Genomic DNA, 4,036 nt, shown 5'->3' on the forward strand with positions numbered 1-4,036 from the left:
GACGCTAACGGCAATCAGATTACAAAGACTGCTGACGGAAAAACTGAAACCAATACTTACGATGGTTTAAATCAGCTTATCGGATTCACAGACGGCGAAACAACTGCAAGCTACAAGTACAATGCAGGCGGTCTGAGATATGAGAAAACCGTTAATGGAGAAACGATAAATCATGTTTGGGACGGAAATAAGCAGATAGTAGCAGATGTAATTGACAACCAGTTCTACGAGGCTGACTGCTACATTCGCGGAACAAATCTTGTTGCGAAGTATAATTACTGCAACGGAAACAAGTCAGAGTACACCTATTATACACAGAACGCTCATGGTGATGTTGTAAATCTTACTGATTCAACGGGTGCTGTTGTTAAGAGTTACAAGTATGACGCTTTCGGTGTTGAGAAAGATATTGTAAATTCAGATACGAATGCTTTCCGTTACTGTGGTGAATACTATGACAAGGAAACTGCAACCATTTATCTGAGAGCTAGGAATTATAACCCAAGTACGGGCAGATTTATCAGCCGTGATTCATACGCAGGAAGAAGATCTGATCCGCTAAGTCTTAACCTTTATACCTACTGCAAGAATAACCCAATCAGGTGTGTTGATCCGAGTGGGCATGATGCAGTGGCAGCAGCACAATATAAGGTTAGCAATAATCTAAATGGTTCAAGACCTACAAAATGTAATAGTGAATGGGATTATAAGCTAATGAAAAAATGGGATACATATTATGAAAAATTAGCGGCGCCATCAAATTTAAATATGAATAGCTCATGGGATGTCCAAATTCGTGAAATGACAATATCGGGTAATGCATCTAATCCTGCAAATCAAGAGCTAGCGATAAAATTGAATAATGCTTTTAAGGAAGCTTGTAATACTGTTGTTGCAAAAGAAGGTAAGACAAATAACGATAATAGAAGATTTAATGCTACAATTACAGTAAATTCACTTAATGGTACAACAACTTCATTTGTTGGAAGTACTTTACCTGATGATTTTAATTATTGGGATAATAATGGAGAACCATCAGTTGCTGTAGATTCAGGCATATATAAAATGGATAAGGTTTATGAAAAGGGAGAACCTAAATTACGCTCTTATGCACAATATTATACGGTTTCAACATTAGATGGTGGAGATGTTTTGCCTAGTGTTTATCTGAATAAATATGGTGGCTTTTCGTATTACCCAGCAACCTATATTTTGGTACATAGAGGTGAAAAAGAATTTGTACCATGGTCGACAGGATGTATAACTATTGAGGGGGTCAATAATATGAATGATTTTGCAGATTTAGTTGGTGATTCAGCAAATTTAGTAATTATAAGGTGATTTGGATGACATATAAATGAAAAAGATATTTGTTTTGTTTTTGGTATTATTAATATCAATAATGTCTGCATGTAGTTTTGATGAATCTTCAAGGCAAGATAGTGTGAAAAATGTCCATGAAACAGCTGCTGTTGAAAGCAGCGAAAAGACTGTTATAACAAAAACTGACACCAAAACTGCACAGACATCCGCAGCTATTCCCAAAGCGGAAAGTCTAAACTTAGGTGAAACAGACGAATGGAGTTTTAACAGCCGTTCAAAATTTATATATTTCACAAACTATGGTCGTTACTATCCGGTTGAAACCAGCGAATTAAAAAATAAAGATTACGAAGATGCTTGTGGAGATATGGCAAGGCATGATGCAGTTTATAATCTGTGTCTTGATGACGGCAGTGAAAAAACGGTGTTAGACAGCACAAGAAACTGCATGACTTATTATTGTGACGGAAATTCTGTTTATATCTATAAATATGACAACTATGACACCCATGATAGTGATGGAATTTATAAGCTTTATAAAGGAGATTTAACCAAGCTGGCAGATTATCCTGATAACGGATATATATCAGCAGTTTGTTTTACGAATGAGCATATATATTACAGCATATTTGATGAAAAAAAGTCAGCCGTTTACAAAATGGATTACGATGGAGGTAATATTGAGCATATTTTTGATAATCCTACTAAGATATGGGATATGACAGTATATAACGAAAAAATTTGGTTTGAGCGCAGTTTTGATATGTATCAAATACATGGATTAGCGTGTTACGATATGAAAACAACCGTTGTTAGTGAACTGAAAGAAAATCATATAGGATATATAAATAATAATTATATGTATTACTCTGAAGGAGAAGCTTTATACAGAATAAATCTTTCTAATTTTGCGTGCGAAAACATTATTAAACTTGATGATCTTTTGATATCATTTGATTTTTATAAAGACTATATTCTTTATTCTTCGGGCAGTTGTTTATACAAAATGAATGATGACGAAAATACCTTGATTTTTTCAACTGAAGATTTTTTTGAAAATAAAGGTTATCAGATCAGGGAAATTCAATGTCAAGATAATCATATCTATATTTTGATCGGCTCTGGAGCATTTTATCAATGTATTATGGAAATTGATATTGACGGAAATGTTATTGAAGTAATCCACGAAGATTGATTTACAATTGGATATTTTTATGGAGCAAAGCTTGGTTTATAATTCAAGTTTTGCTCCATTTTTTTGCTCAAATAACCTTTGCATTATTATAAATTTTATGCCAAATTTGTATTTGGGGCACAAAATCTGCATTTGGGGTACAAAACATTGACTTTCGACATAAAGAGCGATATTATTTACTTAGGGTGAGAAAAATGATCTCTGAATTAAGTAAAAGGATATCGCTTTTTTTATGTCGTAAAAGAATAATTGATTACAATGATATTGAAATATATAAGTATGGATTTGAAACGATTTGTTCAACGCTTCTTGGATTTATTATTACGATTATTATCGGAACAATTTTTCAAATGTTTTCTCTTTCAATTATATATTATATCATGTTCGTAACAATACGTCAATTCACAGGAGGATATCATGCAAAATCATATTTCAAGTGTAATCTGACATTTAGTGTCGTAACAATGCTTGTCTTCAGTTTTACTAAAATAGCAGTATATACAAAAATGTATATGATGCTGTATCATATCTTATTTTTGGTTTTATCATTTATGATTGTTTGGTATTATATACCGGTCGAGAATGAAAATAAACCGTTGGATCAAGAACAGAAAAAGAAAAACCGACATATTGGCATTGCATTAACTGCAGCGGTGTCTGTTGTAAGCTGCGCCATTTATCCAATTTCTGTTCAAACATCTATTTTAATGGCATTTACACAGTTATCAATAGCCGTGTTAATTGTAATAACTCATCATGAGAAAGGAAGTGAGAAAGATGAAGAAGATGAAAAATACGATACTTAAGAAGCTTGCATCAGCAAGTAAGTTTGCAGCCGTAAAGGCAGCAGGCTCGACATCATGGGGCGGCTGTCATCAGCCGAAGGAGCCTGAAGCAGTAAGAAAGCTTCGCAAGTCCTGATTGACAGACGAAAAATTTACAGACAACAATTAAGAGAATGCTGTCATAGCATAAAATTCTTTGATTCTAAGCATAAATTCAACATATGCATTCTCTTGATTAGTTATTCAGAAGGAGGAATTGTATGAACAAAAAACTAAGCAGGATAGTAGCCGGCGCACTGTCCGTCATGTTCGTAGGACAGGTAATGATCTACGGCGACGGCAGTTCCCAGGGTATCGCTCATGCGGAAACAATTGCCGGGATAAAGGAATCCCTGCAGCTTTCTGAAAATGCGGACGAGCTTGCACAGGAATTTGAAGACGCCATAGACGGTCTGGGAGAAGTGGAATATTTCGGCTCACCGGAATCCGGCATCATGCTGATGAACGAAACCGGAGAAGTCGGTATCAATTTTGCAGAGAATTTTACAGTTACAGGATGTGTACAAAAGGGTGTTGTCAGCGGTCATACCGCATTGGATGACACTCATATTTTTGTACGTATTTTCAATGGAAACTGGGAGGAGATCAACAGTGTAGAAGTTGCTGACGGCAATTACTATACGGTTTCAGCAAGCGGTTCCGACATATATCATGTAAAGTTTGAGTGTGACGG

5 protein-coding genes are annotated in these 4,036 nt (G+C 35.2%); all 5 read left to right on the top strand.

What is annotated here, in order from left to right; all coding sequences use genetic code 11:
• Window positions 1-1,341: RHS repeat-associated core domain-containing protein (locus tag OCV67_RS12895; RefSeq protein WP_147644348.1), on the top strand; the 1,341-nt coding region annotated here is incomplete at its 5' end.
• A 16-nt stretch (window positions 1,342-1,357) separates the two neighbouring features.
• Complete coding sequence (locus OCV67_RS12900; protein ID WP_147644349.1) at window positions 1,358-2,518, top strand: hypothetical protein; 1,161 nt, start codon at window positions 1,358-1,360, stop codon at window positions 2,516-2,518.
• Between the two features lie 194 nt (window positions 2,519-2,712).
• The gene (locus OCV67_RS12905) at window positions 2,713-3,324 is read left to right on the top strand and encodes an accessory gene regulator B family protein (RefSeq protein WP_147644350.1); all 612 of its coding nucleotides are present in this window, start codon (window positions 2,713-2,715) and stop codon (window positions 3,322-3,324) included.
• Window positions 3,296-3,439 (top strand): cyclic lactone autoinducer peptide, encoded by a 144-nt coding sequence (locus OCV67_RS12910; RefSeq protein ID WP_178085167.1) that lies wholly within the window; start codon window positions 3,296-3,298, stop codon window positions 3,437-3,439. Before OCV67_RS12905 ends, OCV67_RS12910 begins: the two co-directional genes overlap by 29 nt.
• Before the next feature lie 124 nt (window positions 3,440-3,563).
• Window positions 3,564-4,036: hypothetical protein (locus OCV67_RS12915; RefSeq protein ID WP_147644352.1), on the top strand; the 473-nt coding region annotated here is incomplete at its 3' end.

This window comes from Porcipelethomonas ammoniilytica (genome assembly GCF_025567485.1).
Taxonomy (GTDB): Bacteria; Bacillota; Clostridia; order Oscillospirales; family Ruminococcaceae; genus Porcipelethomonas; species Porcipelethomonas ammoniilytica.